This window comes from Pseudarthrobacter sp. GQ63, from assembly GCF_059758765.1.
Genome location: NZ_JCAXEF010000016.1, coordinates 72,805 through 86,595, shown reverse-complemented (window position 1 = coordinate 86,595; position 13,791 = coordinate 72,805). Strand labels below are relative to the sequence as shown.

The 13,791-nt window shown below is 66.5% G+C and carries 12 protein-coding genes; 8 read left to right on the top strand and 4 right to left on the bottom strand.

Going from position 1 to position 13,791, the window contains the following annotated elements; all coding sequences use genetic code 11:
- The first annotated feature begins 121 nt into the window (after positions 1-121).
- Both AC6CHP_RS18830 and AC6CHP_RS18825 read left to right on the top strand, forming a co-directional pair.
- The gene (locus AC6CHP_RS18830) at positions 122-790 is read left to right on the top strand and encodes a maleylpyruvate isomerase family mycothiol-dependent enzyme (protein ID WP_188729029.1); all 669 of its coding nucleotides are present in this window, start codon (positions 122-124) and stop codon (positions 788-790) included.
- Between the two features lie 22 nt (positions 791-812).
- The gene (locus AC6CHP_RS18825) at positions 813-1,448 is read left to right on the top strand and encodes a maleylpyruvate isomerase family mycothiol-dependent enzyme (RefSeq protein WP_498231560.1); all 636 of its coding nucleotides are present in this window, start codon (positions 813-815) and stop codon (positions 1,446-1,448) included.
- 43 nt (positions 1,449-1,491) lie between these two features.
- On the opposite strand, the gene AC6CHP_RS18820 is transcribed toward AC6CHP_RS18825, so the two are convergent.
- Positions 1,492-2,355, bottom strand: a complete 864-nt coding sequence (locus AC6CHP_RS18820) for a putative protein N(5)-glutamine methyltransferase (RefSeq protein ID WP_188729025.1) — start codon at positions 2,353-2,355, stop codon at positions 1,492-1,494.
- 101 nt (positions 2,356-2,456) lie between these two features.
- On the opposite strand from AC6CHP_RS18820, the gene AC6CHP_RS18815 reads away from it, so the two are divergent.
- Together AC6CHP_RS18815 and AC6CHP_RS18810 are read left to right on the top strand one after the other, a co-directional pair.
- On the top strand, positions 2,457-3,503 hold the full coding sequence (locus AC6CHP_RS18815) for a lactonase family protein (protein WP_498231558.1): 1,047 nt from the start codon (positions 2,457-2,459) through the stop codon (positions 3,501-3,503).
- Positions 3,504-4,005: 502 nt separating this feature from the next.
- Entirely contained in the window at positions 4,006-7,041 is a 3,036-nt protein-coding gene (locus AC6CHP_RS18810; RefSeq protein WP_498231565.1) for an alpha-amylase family glycosyl hydrolase, read from the top strand.
- Positions 7,042-7,175: 134 nt separating this feature from the next.
- On the opposite strand, the gene malQ is transcribed toward AC6CHP_RS18810, so the two are convergent.
- Complete coding sequence (gene malQ / locus AC6CHP_RS18805; protein WP_498231556.1) at positions 7,176-9,413, bottom strand: 4-alpha-glucanotransferase; 2,238 nt, start codon at positions 9,411-9,413, stop codon at positions 7,176-7,178.
- A gap of 237 nt (positions 9,414-9,650) precedes the next feature.
- Between malQ and AC6CHP_RS18800 the strand changes: the two genes are divergently transcribed.
- Positions 9,651-10,175 (top strand): DUF488 domain-containing protein, encoded by a 525-nt coding sequence (locus AC6CHP_RS18800; protein WP_498231554.1) that lies wholly within the window; start codon positions 9,651-9,653, stop codon positions 10,173-10,175.
- A gap of 96 nt (positions 10,176-10,271) precedes the next feature.
- Positions 10,272-10,571, top strand: a complete 300-nt coding sequence (locus AC6CHP_RS18795; RefSeq protein ID WP_427116459.1) for a DUF3040 domain-containing protein — start codon at positions 10,272-10,274, stop codon at positions 10,569-10,571.
- Here AC6CHP_RS18795 and AC6CHP_RS18790 read toward each other — a convergent pair.
- A complete protein-coding gene (locus tag AC6CHP_RS18790) occupies positions 10,488-11,474 on the bottom strand; it encodes a DMT family transporter (protein ID WP_427116460.1) in 987 nt (328 codons plus the stop codon). The two genes, AC6CHP_RS18795 and AC6CHP_RS18790, sit on opposite strands and share 84 nt — an antisense overlap.
- On the bottom strand, positions 11,471-12,079 hold the full coding sequence (locus tag AC6CHP_RS18785; RefSeq protein ID WP_229675277.1) for a TetR/AcrR family transcriptional regulator: 609 nt from the start codon (positions 12,077-12,079) through the stop codon (positions 11,471-11,473). Before AC6CHP_RS18785 ends, AC6CHP_RS18790 begins: the two co-directional genes overlap by 4 nt.
- Before the next feature lie 134 nt (positions 12,080-12,213).
- Here AC6CHP_RS18785 and AC6CHP_RS18780 point away from each other — a divergent pair, with 134 nt between their 5' ends.
- Together AC6CHP_RS18780 and AC6CHP_RS18775 are read left to right on the top strand one after the other, a co-directional pair.
- A complete protein-coding gene (locus AC6CHP_RS18780; RefSeq protein WP_174178421.1) occupies positions 12,214-12,513 on the top strand; it encodes a DUF4193 domain-containing protein in 300 nt (99 codons plus the stop codon).
- Between the two features lie 163 nt (positions 12,514-12,676).
- Positions 12,677-13,747, top strand: coding sequence for a quercetin 2,3-dioxygenase (locus AC6CHP_RS18775; protein ID WP_498231551.1), 1,071 nt, complete (start codon positions 12,677-12,679; stop codon positions 13,745-13,747).
- The last annotated feature ends 44 nt before the right edge of the window (positions 13,748-13,791 follow it).

Genomic DNA, 13,791 nt, shown 5'->3' with positions numbered 1-13,791 from the left:
GACTCATAGCCTTGATATGTTCGATGAACCGGTCCCGAAGATGCATGTTTCCCGATAGTGTCTATCTCGGTATTCTTCGAGACGATCTGCAGTTCACACCCACACGGACGAAAGAACCGGCATGCGCGCGTCAGCAGCTACTGTCTGGCAAGTTGTCCACTCCGAGAGGCGCCAACTGGCCGCTGATCTCTCGGGTTTGCTTGACGAACAGTGGAACCTCGCCTCACTCTGCCCAGGGTGGGACATTCATGACGTCCTGGCTCATATGGTGGATACGGCGCTAACCAGCCGGCTCTCGTTCGCCCGGGAGTTGGTGATGGCACGCATGGACTTCGATCGTGCGAACGAGAACGGTATAGCCCGGGAGAAGCGGCAGGACCCACAGGACACGCTCAGCGCATTCAGGGAGGTTGCTGAGTTCACTCGCACGCCGCCGGCAAACGTCGCTACACGTCTGGTCGAGGCCATTGTCCACGGCGAGGACATTCGCCGCCCCCTGGGCACGTCTGGGAGCTATCCACGGCACGCCATCGTCCAGGCGCTCTCCTACCAACTGCGCACCCCTGTTTCTTTCGGCGGAGGACGCGAGCGTGCCGCGGGCTTGCTGCTGATCGACCGGAGTACCGGCGCCACCTGGGGGAAGGGAGACGACGTCGAGGCCGATCCTCTCGATTTGCTGCTCGCGGTCTCCGGGCGCCGGGTTGCCCAAGAGAGACTCGACGGCAGCGGCGCCTCCCGTCTCGTCGGGGCAGCCGCTGGCGCGTCGGCCTCGCGTGAGCGTCGCCAGTGAGCACCGGCCGCGAGGGAGTCGGATGACGACATCGAGAAGCGAACACTTATGGTCCATGGTTCGAGCTGAGCGGACCGCGCTGGCAGAAGACCTGGCGAGCCTCACCGCAGAGCAGTGGCAACACCCCACTTTGTGTTCGCAGTGGGATGTCGAACAGGTTCTCGCCCACCTCACGGCCGCAGCGAGTTTGAACCAGTGGCAGTGGCTCCGCAGCATACTGGGTGCGCGGTTCCGTCCCGACGTCCATAATCAGCGCAGGCTGGCCGAGCATCGCGGCAGGACGCCTGCCGAGACGCTCGAGCACTTCCGCGCCATACTCGGCAGTACTAAAGCGCCCTCCGGCCACATTGCGGCCTACCTCGGCGAAGTTGTGGTGCATGCCCAAGACATCCGCCAACCGCTGGGACTTCCCCGGAGGCCGGGCGTTGAGGCCCTGACCGTCGTGGCCGATTTTTTTGCTGGACGAAACTTCACCGTGGAAAGCGGCACAATTTCGGCCGGCCTGCAGTTACGCGCTGATGATGGAACGTTCGCCGCGGGCACCGGCCCGATGGTCACCGGTTCAACCCTCGCCCTGGTAATGGGCATGGCCGGCCGCAAGCCTTACCTAGACGAGCTCGCCGGCCCCGGACTGCCCATCCTCCGGTCGCGGATGTAACGCGGCGCAACCCGGCCTGCCACCGGCTAAGGACCTGGATTGATCAGTAAGACCGCGCACGACGCCCTGGAATCCGCCGGGAGCGTTCGCCACAAAGAGGCGCACCAACCACCACGGTCCCGCCCAGCTCATCAGAATGGACGGTACGCACGGTGAACCCTGCCTCAGCGACAATCCCTGCTGTCCGCCCGGACTGCTGCCCACTGGTCTCGATCAGCAGGTGCCCGTCAGGTACAAGCCATTTGCGGGCCCCTACCGCCACACGGCGGTGGAAGTCCAACCCGTCGTCGCCTCCGTCCAGCGCTGCCCGTGACTCATAGAGGCGCGCTTCGGGCGGCATGGTTTTTATCGCCTCAGTGGGGACATAAGGCGCGTTGACGGCGAGGATCCGCACCCGTCCTTGAAGTTGCGGCGGCAGTGCTGCGAACAGGTCACCCTGATACACGCGGCCACCCACCGCGTCCACATTGCGGCGGGCACAGTTTACAGCGGCAGGATCAATATCGGCAGAGTGCAGCTCCACCTCCGGGTACAGCCGGGCTAAAGCTGTACCCACCGCGCCCGACCCGCAGCAAAGGTCGACAACGACAGGGTGCGGTGACAACGGCCGGTCCCGCCGCAGCAGGCTTACCACCTGGTGAACCAGCAGTTCTGTCCTGCGCCGGGGCACAAAAACTCCCGGGTCCACGGCGATCCGTTCCCCGCAGAAGGCCGCCCACCCAAGAATGTGTTCCAGTGGCATGCCGGAAATGCGGCAGTCCACCCATTCGGCGAGTGTTTCGGAGTCCGGCGCCTCGGCTACCAGCAGCTGCGCTTCGTCTTCCGCGAAAACGCAGCCCGCTGCGCGCAGGGCGGACACAATGGGAGCAAGGGTAAGGGGCGCGGCAGTCGCATCGTAAGTTCGCATCATCATCCCTTCCCAAGGGCCTGCAGCCAATGGCGTGGCTGGAGGCCCATGTTAGTGGGCAAGTGCACCGCAAAGCATCCATTTGTTGGCAGGATGGACCCATGACTTCGCCTGCCCAGCACCCCGTTATTTGGACCGGAACCTACACCCCCGACGGAGGAGGCCGTGCCGACGGCATCGGCGCCCTGGCCGCTAACCCTGACGGAAGCCTCGGATGGCTGGGGACTGCGGCGAAGACCGACTCGCCGTCGTTCGTTGCCGTTCATCCCACCCTGCCTGTGGTGTACGCAGTTGCGGAGCAGCGCAAAATGGTCCGGGCTTTCCGCCGCTCAGGCGACTTCGGGCTGGAGCCCCTTGGCGATCCGCAACGCGCCGGAGAAGCAACGTGCCATGTCGCTGTGGACCGGCAGGGCCGCTTCGTCACGGTAGCCTGCTGGGGCGACGGCCAGGTCCTGCTCTTCGAACTGGATGCCGACGGCGGGATGACCGGCCGTTTCCCTGCTGCGCCGTCGGTCGATCCCCATACAAGCCTGAATCCGGGTGAGCCCCGGCAGAGCCGCGCCCACGCAAGCCTGATGCTGGCAGACGGGCGCATCATGACGACGGATCTGGGCCACGACACCCTTCGGGTGTGGAACTACGTGCCGGGCACGGGCCTTGTGGCCGACCACGAAGTTGTCCTCCCCTTCGGCAGTGGCCCCCGGCACCTGGTGCAGCACCAGGACGGAAACGTGTTCGTGGTGTCCGAGTACTCCGTTGAAGTGTTCATCGTGAGGCCGGATGCGGGGACATTCGAACTGGTCTTCCGCGGTCCGGCAACCTCGGGCGGCAGCCTCCCGGACGACTCCGGCGCGGAAATCTGCCTCGGCTTCCAAGGTTCCTATGCGTATGTGGGCGTTCGTGGGTCCAACGTCATCAGCGTGCTCAAGGTTGGTGCCGGCGGGACGGAACTGATTCCCGTCAAGGACACACCCAGCGGTGGAAACTGGCCGCGCCACCACCTGGTGAGGGGGAACTGGCTCCACGTGGCCCACGAGCGGTCCGACAACGTGGCCACCTTTGCCCTGGACGCCGTCACGGGCTGCCCGGGAGACGTTGTCCGCAACCTGCAGACCCCCTCGCCAACCGCCTTGGTGCCTTCAATCTAGTCGCCCCCGGCTGGGCACTGGGAAGGGCTGGCGAAGACTGCCGGATAGGCGCTGCCGGGCGGCGTCCGGAGCAGCGCTGCCGTGTATGCCCTGCCGCTTGAACACTGCCACTTGAGCCCTGCCGCTTGAGCCCTGCCAACCCGCCTCTGAGGCGGACCGGCAGAGCGGGAGAAACGCGAGGCGGCCCCGGACGCCATCGCACAATCACTGGAGTTATTCAGTGCAAGCGCTTACAGTTGTGACGTGCCTCACGGAAAAGCTGGCTTTCCTGTGACCCGCACTCATCATTGCCGCCTGTTTTTCCTCGGCAAGCCTGAACAGCAGCGACGCTCCCAGGAAGGTCTCACCCTTGTTATTCCGCACCCATTCCAGCGTGTCCGCGCCCGCCCGCACAACCGCCGCTTCCCCACCGGCCCCGCCCTCCCAGACCGAGCGGGCCGAGCGGGCGGACCGCACCGACCGGGCCGAACGGGCCGGCACCACCGCCCGCACCACAACCAAGATCACCGCCAAAACCACCGCCTTCCGTTCAGCCGCGGGCCTGCTGGCGGCCGCCGTCGCAGTTTCAGCGGCAGTCCTCCCCGCCCACGCCGCACCCGGCCCGAAGGACCCGGGCGCAGCGTCGGCCTTCCACTCGCTCCGCGCTCCCGTCACGGACGAGAACTTCTACTTCGTCATGGCCGACCGCTTCAACAACGGGAGCGCCGCAAATGACGACGGCGGGCTGGGCGGCGATCCCATGGTGTCCGGCTTCGACCCCACCAAGAAGGGTTTCTACAACGGCGGAGACCTGGCTGGCCTGCTGGAGAAGATCGATTACATCCAGGGCCTCGGCACCACCTCCATCTGGCTCACCCCCAGCTTCAAGAACAAGGCAGTCCAGCCCGAGGACAAGTCAGCCGGGTACCACGGGTACTGGATCACCGACTTCACGCAGATCGATCCGCACCTCGGCACCAATGATGAGCTGAAAGCCCTCATCGACGAGGCCCACTCCCGCGGCATGAAGGTCTATTTCGACATCATCACCAACCACACCGCGGATGTCATCGGCTATGAAGGAGGCGCCCGCAAGGGATACACCTCCAAGGACGAGGTTCCGTACAAAACCGCGGACGGCGAGGTGTTCGACGACCGCGACTACGCCGGTTCGGAAAGCTTCCCGAAGCTCGACCCGGAAACCTCCTTCCCCTACATCCCGGTACTGGAGGACGGCGAGGAGGACCTGAAGGTTCCCGCCTGGCTGAACGACCCCACGCTGTACCACAACCGGGGCGACACAACCTTCGTCGGCGAGGATGCATACTACGGTGACTTCTTCGGCCTGGACGACCTGTTCACCGAACACCCCACCGTGGTGGACGGCATGAAGGACATCTACAAGACCTGGATCGGCGACTTTGGCGTTGACGGTTTCCGCATCGACACCATGAAGCACGTCAACAACGAGTTCTGGCAGGAGTTCGGCCCGGACGTCCTCAGCTACGCCAAAGCGCAGGGCAAGGACGAGTTCTTTATGTTCGGCGAGGTCTTCGACACCACCAAGAGCTTCACCTCCCAGTACACAACCCGGAACCAGATGCAGGCCGTCCTGGACTTCCCCTTCCAGGACGCCGCCCGCAGCTTCGCCTCCAAGAGCCAGGACGCCCGCACGCTGGAGACGTTCTTCGCCGGAGACGACTGGTACACGGACGCGGACTCGAACGTCTACCAGTTGCCAACGTTCCTCGGGAACCATGACATGGGCCGCATCGGCAGCTTTATCGCCGCGGACAACCCCGGATCGTCCGACGCCGAGCAGGTGGCACGCGACCAGCTCGCCCACGAGCTGATGTACTTCTCCCGCGGCAACCCCGTCATCTACTACGGTGACGAACAGGGCTTCACCGGCCCCGGCGGGGACCAGGACGCCCGCCAGACGCTGTTCGCCAGCCAGGTGCCGGAGTACCTCGACGACGACCTTCTGGGCACGGATGCCACGCACGCCAGCGACAATTTCAACACCGCCCACCCGCTGTACCGCAAGATCAGCGAGCTGGCCGCCCTCACCAGGGAGCACCCGGCCCTGCGCGACGGCGCACACCAGCACCGGTACGCCTCCGAGGGTCAGGGCATCTACGCCTTCTCCCGCACGGACGCCGGGGACCAGCGCGAGTACGTGGTGGCCCTGAACAACAGCGAACAGGCGCAGACCGCGGAGGTGCCCACCTACATCAACAAGCGCAACTACACCCGCATCTACGGAGACGCTGCGGCTGAAACCAAGACGTCCGAGGCCGGCACGCTGACGGTTACGGTCCCGCCGCTCTCCGCCGTGGTGTACCAGTCGTCCGGGCGGATCCCGCACTCCAAGGCCGCGCCCGCCGTCGCCCTCCAGGACCCGGCAGCGGCTCCCGGTGACAACGGGCGCCTCAAGGTGACGGCCGACGTCGGCGGTTCTTCGTTCTACGAGGTCACCTTTGAGGCCAGGACAGCAGGCGGCGAGTGGGTGCCCATCGGCACTGACGACACCGCCCCGTACCAGGTGTTCCATGACGTGGCCGCGCTGGACGCCGGCACGCCCGTGGAGTACCGCGCCACCGTGCTGGACAATGGCGGGCACACCGCCACCTCGCAGCCACGCACGGCGAGCGTGGCGGCTCCCATCGTGACGCTGGACAGGCCCGCAGAGGGCAGCAGCGCCGAGGGCCAGGTGGAGCTGAGTGCCACCGTGGACCCCGAGAAGGCAAGCCACACAGTTACCTTCGAACGAAGCGTGGCGGACGGCGACTGGACCGAGGTGGCCACGGATGATTCCTCGCCCGTGTACTCGGCACAGGACGACGTCTCCGGGCTCGATGACGGCGCCAAGGTGGCCTACCGGGCCTCCTTGAGCGGCCCCGGCTTCAGTGTGGTTAGCGAAACCCGGACCGTGACGGTGGGCGAAGCGCCGCAGCCCGATTCCGTGACGGTTGCCGGTTCCCTGAACCAGGCAATGGGTTGCGCCGAACCCTGGGACCCGGCATGTTCCCAGGCAATGATGGCACTCGACCCCGCGGACAAGATCTGGCGGCTCACAGTGGATCTTCCTGAGGGACAGTACGAATACAAGGCAGCGCTGAACGGCGGCTGGGACGAGAACTACGGTTCCGGCGGTGCGCTCGACGGGCCGAACATCACGCTGGACCATCCCGGCGGCCCGGTGACGTTCCGCTATGACAACAGCACCCGCCTGCTCAGCGCCGTTTACTCCTCCCAGCAGCCCGGTGCCGTAGCGGCTGCCGGGAGCATGAACAGTGAGCTTGGCTGCGGCGCGGACTGGGAGCCTGCCTGCGACCAGGCACAGCTTCAGCTCGATCCGGCTGACCTCGTGTGGAAGTTGTCCGCTCCGGCCCTGCCCGCCGGCACCTATGAATTCAAGGCCGCCCTGGACCGGTCATGGAATGTCAGCTACGGCGCGGGCGGTGCGTCGCCGGGTGCCAACATCGTGTTCGAGCACGACGGCGGCCCGGCCACCTTCCGCTACGACCACTTCACCCACGTGATCACGGCCGGTTAGCGGAACCCGTTTCACGAACAGTCAATGCGGGGCCACTCCTTCGCCGTTCCGGACTCCGGAAATGGGCGGAGGGTGACCCCGCATTGCTGTTTGCGGCAACAAGCTGTGTGCGGCAACAGGCTGCTGGCGGACGGTTAGCTGCGCAGGGCCCCTTCAACCGCTGCCAACAGCGTGTTGAAGCGCTGGTTGCCGGGAAGGTCGTCAAGGAACACCGGTTTACCGTCCGGCCCGCCCAGCGGGACCTGCCAGTTCGGATACAGCGCTTCGGTGGTGCCGGGCTGGTTCTGGACCCGCCGTTCCCCCACCGCGTCCACGAGGGCAACACCCAGCAGGACCGACGGCGTCTGGGTGAGCAGGAGGTGCAGCGCCTCGATGGTTTGCTCTTCCGTCTCCGCTTGCCCGCCCGCGGTTGTCCCGGGCAGGTAGCCACGTTCCCGGACCAGGGCGAGCATCTTCTCCAGGGACGCGTTGTGATCCGCGCGTTCCTCCGCCTCGGACCGCTCCAGCAAACCCAGGCCGCTGCGCAGCGCCACGTGGTCCCCGGCGAGGTAGCCGGCCGTGGGCGGAAGGTCGTGGGTGTTGACGCTGGCGAGCGCCTGCGTCCGGTACTTTTCGGGCGCAAGGGGGGAGTCGCCGTCGTACTCGAACCACAGGATGGAGGTACCCAGGATGCCGCGGGCAGCCAGGTAGTCGCGCACCCACGGCTCAAAGGTGCCAAGGTCCTCGCCAATCACTACGGCCCCGGCACGCTGCGCCTCCAGGGCGAGGATGCCGATCAGCGCCTCGTGGTCGTAACGCACGTACGCACCGTCGCCCGGGGCATTTCCCACCGGGATCCACCACAGGCGGAACAGGCCCAGGATGTGATCCACCCGGATCCCGCCCGCATGCCGCAGGACGGTGGCCAGCATGTTCCGGAACGGGATGTAGCCGGCCTCGGCCAGGCGCGCCGGATGCCATGGGGGCTGTCCCCAGTCCTGGCCCTGCTGGTTGTACATGTCCGGCGGGGCGCCCACGCTGGTGGCGGGAGCCAGCACGCCGCGCAGTGTCCAGGCGTCGGCGCTGCTGTGGTCCACGCCTACGGCGAGGTCGTGCACCACCCCAAGCCTCATGCCGGAACGCAGCGCAGCCCTCTGGGCCTCTTCGAGCTGCTCGTCGCAGATCCACTGCAGCCACCGGTGGAATCCGATCCGGTCCCCCAGCTTTTCCCGCAGCGCCTCGGCCTCCGGGGTGCCCAGCGCGCAGGCGGGATCGGTCCACAGCGGGTCATCCGGCGCGAGGTCCTCCCGAATGGCGGACCACAGCGCGAAATCGTCCAGTCCCTGCCCGGAGATCCGGCAGAACTCATCGAAGGCAGCCTGCCGGGCCGGGGAGCGGCGTGCGTGGTAGAGCATTTCCAGGGCCTGGAGCTTGGCCGCGTAGACGGCGTTCCGGTCCAGCCGCGCGCCATCCTTGTTCAGCCCGGACACTTCCTCCCGGAGCTTCTCCACCGCGGCGCGCCGGCGCGGCTTGAGGTACGCCAGCTCGGGAACAGCCTCGATGCGGATGTAGAGCGGGTTGAAGAACCGGCGTGTGGAGGGCGAGTACGGCGACGGCTGCACCGGCGGCACGGGTTCGGCCGCATGCAGCGGGTTGACCAGCACATAGTCGGCCCCGCGTTCGCCGCTGATGGCGGCAACGTCGGCGAGGTCGGCGAAGTCACCGATCCCCCAGGAGCGCCTGGACCGGACGGAGTACAGCTGTGTGGCCAGCCCCCAGCCGCGGCGCTGTTCGAGCGGCTTCGCGGTGGTGAGCTGGCGCGGCGTCACCACCAGGGTGGCCGACGCGCTGGCGCCGCCGGCCTGCGCGTTCAGGGTATGCCAGCCGAGGGGCAGGTCCTGCGGGAGGGCGAAGGTCATGCGGCGGGTGGCCACGCCGTCGACCTCCCGGGGCTGTTCCCGGACGTCTTCCTGGACCGCGTCTACAGAGCCGGCCCCGCCTTCCAGGGCGATGCCCAGCTGCACTGCGGCGCCATCGCGCACATGGACCGGGACCAGCGCGGGCTCACCCTGCTGGATAACGACGGCGGGAGGCAACATCCGCCGCCAGGGGGCCAGTTCAGCTTCCGCCAGTGCGGCCTCGATGGCCTGGTTCGTGTCCGCCCGCACCCCCAAGGCAGCCAGGACCTTGACCAGCGTCCCTTCAGCCACACTGTGCGGCAGTCCGTCCCAGCCCTGGAACGAGGTGCCCACGCCATGCGCATCGGCCAGGTTCTGGAGCAAATGGGGGTCCACGACCACGCCGGCAGCAGCCCCGCCCGCCGCGGGCGAAAGCCCGGGAGGGTCTGTTGGCATCCCTGTGCGCTGTGGGTGCTGCTGGTCTGAAGCCGTCATGCGTGTCCGCCTCGTCTGGTGTGATGTCGCCCGAACTTACAGTGCTGCCTGTTGCACCGGGCGCCTGCACCCCCGCGCACAACCGATTGGTTCAGATTATTGCAGGGCGGCGCAGAGACGAAACCAAGGCCTGGATTATGGCCTGGTCACATGCGGGGACCCGCTGCTTCCCGGCTGTTCGTCCCTTCAGCCCGGCCTGTTGGGAGAGGGCTCGGAGCCGTGCCTATCATTGCTTGCGTGAGGGCCCTGTTCACTGTCGGTCACGGGACCGCTTCCCAAGCGGAGTTCGCTTCGCGCCTGCAAGACGCCGGTGTGGCGTCGCTGGTGGACGTCCGGATCGGGCCGGGCAGCAGGAACCACCCGCATTTCGGCAAGGACCGCATGGAGTCGTGGCTTCCCGAGGCGGGCATCAGTTACCGCTGGGAACGGCGGCTTGGTGGCTTCCGCAAGCTTCCTCCCGATTCCCCCGATGCTGCCCTGCGCAATGAGTCGTTCCGGGCCTACGCCGCCTACATGCGCACCGCTGACTTCGCCGCTGCAGCGGCAGAGCTCGTTGCTGCGGCACAGCTGGAACACACTGCCATCATGTGCAGCGAAACCGTGTGGTGGCGGTGCCACCGTAGGCTCATCGCGGACCATTGCCTCCTGCTCGCCGGGCTGCCCGTCGCACATCTGATGCCGCCGGCCAAGTCCACCCCGCACGTCCCCACCCAGGGCGTGAGGGTCCTGGGGAATGTACTGCAGTACGACGTCCTGGATTGATGCTTGCGGCGGCGCAGCCGGGCCTCTTGACGCAGCGGCACGGGAGTTTTAGCGTCGATACCGGTATCCCTTTTACCCGGAAACCAGGGGCATCCCATGCCAATGTCCGACGAGGAACGGCGGCTGCTCAAGGAGCTGGAGCTGGGGCTGATCGCCGACGACCCCCACCTGGCCATGGAGCTGCTCTCCGGCTACCCCGCGCCCAGGTTCCGTTTGGACCTCTTTTTCGGCGCGCTCGCCGGCCTGGCCGGGCTTGTACTGCTGATCGCCGGCGTCAGCGGCCAGATCGTTGTGCTGGTGGTGCTGGGGCTTTCACTCGTGGGGCTGGGCACCGGCCTGCTGCTGGGCAAGTTTTTTCCCGGGCGGAGAAGGCGGCCGGAGCGGCCCGCGGGCTGACTGCCGCGGCGTCAGGACAAAGAGGCTGAGAATGACGACGGCGGCGCCAAGCCAGCCATGCGGCGGCAACCGCTCACCCACCACCAGGACCGCCAGCCCAGCGGCCACCACGGTTTCAAGCAGGGAAATCCCGGTGGCGGTGCTGGCCCTGATCCTGGCCAGGCCCCATCCAAACAGGACGTACCCGGCGAACATCGGGACCAGGGCCATGTAGGCGCCCACCGAGAAATTGGCCCATGACTCAACCAGGGGCCTGCCGGTGACTGCCAGCACGGGCATCAACAGCAGTCCGCCGAGACCAAAGACTGCCCCCATGGCCGCCCGCGATGACAGCCCGCCGCCGATCAGGCGGTGCGCTGCCCAGGAATAGAGGGCATAGGTGGCGCCGGCCAGCAGGCCCAGGGCTATCCCGGCCAGCGATGTCCAGGAATTGCCGGAGGAACCGGCCGGCGCATGCCCGGCGAAGGACAGCAGTGCTGCGCCCGAGACGCCGAGCAGGGCTCCCGCCATCCAGCGGCGGGTGAGGTGTTTGCCGTCGGCGAAGCGCTCGATGAGCGCGGCTGCCACCGGCGCGGAACCGATGGATACCACCGTTCCCACCGCCACGCCGGAGAGCCGCATGGAACTGTAGAAGGCCAGCGGATAGACAGCCACCGCAGCCGCGCCCAGGGACAGCAAACGCCAGCGGTCCAGCAGGCCCGGCCACTGTTCCCTGACTGCACTGGCGGCGTACAGCGCCTGCAGCAGGCCGCCGATGCCCATGGCTGCCGCACCAATGGCCAGCGGACTCACGGACGGCGCGAACGTGGCAGCGGTGCCCGTGGTGCCCCACAGCACGGAAGCCGCCACCACGCACAAAGCGCCCCAGAGCGGCGCGTGGGCCGAACCGGCCGCCGTTTTCACACGTCCGCCAGCAGCCGGGCAGCGATGGTCCGGCACTCTTTCAGGCACGCGTCATTGCCCTCGAGTCCGGCCCGGGCCATGGCACCCTCCAGGAGGAAGGCCAGGTGCCGGGCCAGTCCGGCGGCGCGGCCATCGCCTGCAGGAAGCACCTCGGCCACGTGCCGTGCCAGCAGTTCCTCAACCTCTTCCTTGTGCTTCCGGACCGCCAACCGCCCCGGCGCACCTGCTGGCAGTTCCGCGGCCGCATTGAGCAGTCCGCATCCACGAAACCCGTTGACGTAGGCGGCGTTGGCATGGTCCGTATAGGCGTCAAAAACGGCCAGCACCCGCTCGCGGGGACTCCTGGCATCCTCCAGCCGCCTGCTGTACAGCCCCAGCCATTCCGCATGCCGGGCCTCGAGGTACGCCGCTACCAGTTCAGCTTTGGAGGCAAAGTTGTTGTAGAGGCTCTTCTTGGCCACCCCGGCTTCGGTGGTGATTGTGTCGATGCCGGTAGCGGCCACGCCCTGTGTATAGAAGAGCCGCGCCGCAGCCTGAAGCAGCAGCGCGCGGGCCGGACGCCTCGGCGGCGCAGGCGTGTGCGCAGCGGTATTCCTGGCGGACAAAAGGCCTCCTTGATGGACGGCGGCAGGTAGGTAGGTCAGTCTACCTATAAATCGGCCGGGGAATATCCAAAGCCCACGTTCTGTTGTTGCTCTGTTCAGGAGGAACTGCATCCAGTCGACAGGAGAACGCACCAATGTCAGTTGACTATGACGCTCCCCGGGTGACGCCCGAGGAGGAGCCCAACAGCGGCTTCGAGGAGCTGAAAACCGAGAAGTCGGGCCGAAGGGAGGCCATTGCCGACGTCGACGAGACCGAGCTCGCGGACAGCTTCGAACTGCCCGGGGCGGACCTGTCCAACGAGGAGCTGCTGATCCAGGTGGTGCCGGTCCAGGCCGACGAGTTCACCTGCATGTCCTGCTTCCTGGTGCACCACCGCAGCCAGCTCGCCAGGGAAAAGGACGGCCGGAAGTACTGCAAGGAGTGTGAGTCCTAGGTCGGCAGCCTTGCGGAAGCGGAACTGTTCCGCTTCCCCCGCCGCCCGGATTGCCAAGTTCAGCTTTCACTCATTGGAATCCCGACTCGTGACAGGAGGCTCCAGGCAGCCATGATGTAGGTCACGCTCCGGCGATGGCCGGCCGACTGGAAAGAAGGAACCCATGTCCCTCAGCGTTGAGGAAATGAACAGGCAGCTCCCGGTTGCCAACGCACTGCCCGGCGAAGCCGTCCCCTACTACATGGCCTCGGGCGAAGGCGCACGCTACGAAATCAACGGCCAGCTGGTGACGGTCATCGCCCGTGCAGCCGATACCGGCGGCATCTTCAGCGCTGCCTACATCTCGGGCGGCATGGGGGCAGCGTCGCCATTCGTCAGCCACAAAGTGGAACACAAGACGCTCTACGTTTTCGACGGGATCCTGCACGTCTGGCTGCCCGGCGAAAGCCGCATCCTCACCCCGGGAGACTCCGTAGTCATTCCCCCCAACACCCCGCACGCGTACCGGATGGCCAGCCACTACACTCGCTTTCTGAACTGGATGACGCCGGGCGGGGCTGAAGCCTACTACGAGCGGGTGGGCACCCCCGTCGATTCGCACGTGCCCCCGGTCCGTGCAGGCCGCACGGCCGGCCTCCAGGAACAGGCTGAAGTGGGGGCGGAGTTCGGGATCACCTTCCCGGACGTCGAGCGCGTGGATCCTTCCTTCAAGCACGACGCCGGCCTGCCGCCCACGCAGAGCCCCTACTTCCTCAGCGCCCACGAGGGCGAGCGGCTGGCCAGCTACCAGACGATGTTCACCTACCTGTCCCGGCCTGCCAACACCGGCTCCAACTACTTCGCTGTGCACACCAAGGGAGCCAAGACGCCCTACATCCCGCTGCACTTCCATTCCGAACACACGGAAAACTTCATCTGCACGGAAGGCCGGATGTGGCTGTATGCCAACGGCCGCGAGGTGCTGCTGACCAAGGGCGACTTCCTGCACGCCCCTGCCGGCACTGTCCACTCCTTCGCCCTGGACTCGCACAACACCCAGATGCTAGGGTTCCTCACGCCGTCGGTCTTCAACGGGTTCTTCGAGTACTTCAACAAGCCCACCGAGGACTACATGTACACCGAAGGCGGGACCCCCTACATGGACATGGAGGGCTTCGGGCGCGCCCAGGCAGAGATGGACCTCACCGTGGTGGGCCCGCCGCCGCAGCGCCGCGCAGCCCTGGAAATCTCCTAGCGCCTCCAGATACCCCAACTTCAGAACCCATGGCCCGGACCTCC

Bases quoted from the DNA above. Each gene is read 5' to 3' on its own strand.
- AC6CHP_RS18830 (WP_188729029.1), top strand. From the start codon at position 122: ATGCGCGCGTCAGCAGCTACTGTCTGGCAAGTTGTCCACTCCGAGAGG.
- AC6CHP_RS18825 (WP_498231560.1), top strand. From the start codon at position 813: ATGACGACATCGAGAAGCGAACACTTATGGTCCATGGTTCGAGCTGAG.
- AC6CHP_RS18820 (WP_188729025.1), bottom strand. From the start codon at position 2,355: ATGCGAACTTACGATGCGACTGCCGCGCCCCTTACCCTTGCTCCCATT.
- AC6CHP_RS18815 (WP_498231558.1), top strand. From the start codon at position 2,457: ATGACTTCGCCTGCCCAGCACCCCGTTATTTGGACCGGAACCTACACC.
- malQ (WP_498231556.1), bottom strand. From the start codon at position 9,413: ATGACGGCTTCAGACCAGCAGCACCCACAGCGCACAGGGATGCCAACA.
- AC6CHP_RS18795 (WP_427116459.1), top strand. From the start codon at position 10,272: ATGCCAATGTCCGACGAGGAACGGCGGCTGCTCAAGGAGCTGGAGCTG.
- AC6CHP_RS18780 (WP_174178421.1), top strand. From the start codon at position 12,214: ATGTCAGTTGACTATGACGCTCCCCGGGTGACGCCCGAGGAGGAGCCC.
- AC6CHP_RS18775 (WP_498231551.1), top strand. From the start codon at position 12,677: ATGTCCCTCAGCGTTGAGGAAATGAACAGGCAGCTCCCGGTTGCCAAC.